Below are 589 nucleotides of genomic sequence, written 5' to 3' on the forward strand. Positions count from 1 at the left end.
GTGGCCGCCGCGGACGCGCCCGCGTGGCTGACCGACCAGCTCGTCCTCCTCGCCGAGGGCGCGATGACCACAGCGGCCATCTCCGGGTCTCCAGAGCCCGCCCGTCACGCCAAGGACGCCGCCCGCACCCTGCTGCGGACCGCTCACACAGGCATCGCCCCCGCTGACTGAGCACGCGGCCGCCTTCACTCACAGCCCAGCTTCCGTTCCCTCCGAGGTGCCACCCAGTGAGCAAGTGAGCAGGGCGCACGTGAGGCTGGTCCTCGGTAGAGGCTTTCCGACCCTTTCTCCAGTGTTGAGGTGCAGAGCGGGGGACAGCTTGAACGAGCTCGGCGACGTTCTTCCATCGGTCCACTACTGATTCTGTCCGACGCCATCGCCCGCGGTCACGGCCGTGTCGACGACGGCGCCCTGCAGGCCACGCGCGACGCGGGCGCCTCGGACGCCGAGATCGGCGAGGTCGTCGGCCACCTGGCCCTGAACGTCCTGACGAACTACTTCAACATCCTCGCCAAGGTCGACAACGACTGGCCCGTGGTCACACCGCGCTCCGCGGTCTGACCCGCACCCGCCCCGCCGGCCCGGCCCC

General features: G+C 70.5%; 1 protein-coding gene and 1 pseudogene. Both read left to right on the top strand.

Annotated features, from left to right (window positions below; all coding sequences use genetic code 11):
• A pseudogene (locus tag BBH68_RS43925) lies at positions 1–171 on the top strand (TetR/AcrR family transcriptional regulator); the annotation flags it as partial.
• Positions 172–300: 129 nt separating this feature from the next.
• Positions 301–561 carry a carboxymuconolactone decarboxylase family protein gene (locus BBH68_RS38810; RefSeq protein WP_065967037.1) on the top strand — a complete coding sequence of 87 codons (261 nt, stop codon included), beginning with the start codon at positions 301–303 and terminating at the stop codon, positions 559–561.
• Positions 562–589 lie beyond the last annotated feature (28 nt).

The organism is Streptomyces sparsogenes (assembly GCF_001704635.1).
Classification (GTDB): domain Bacteria; phylum Actinomycetota; class Actinomycetes; order Streptomycetales; family Streptomycetaceae; genus Streptomyces; species Streptomyces sparsogenes.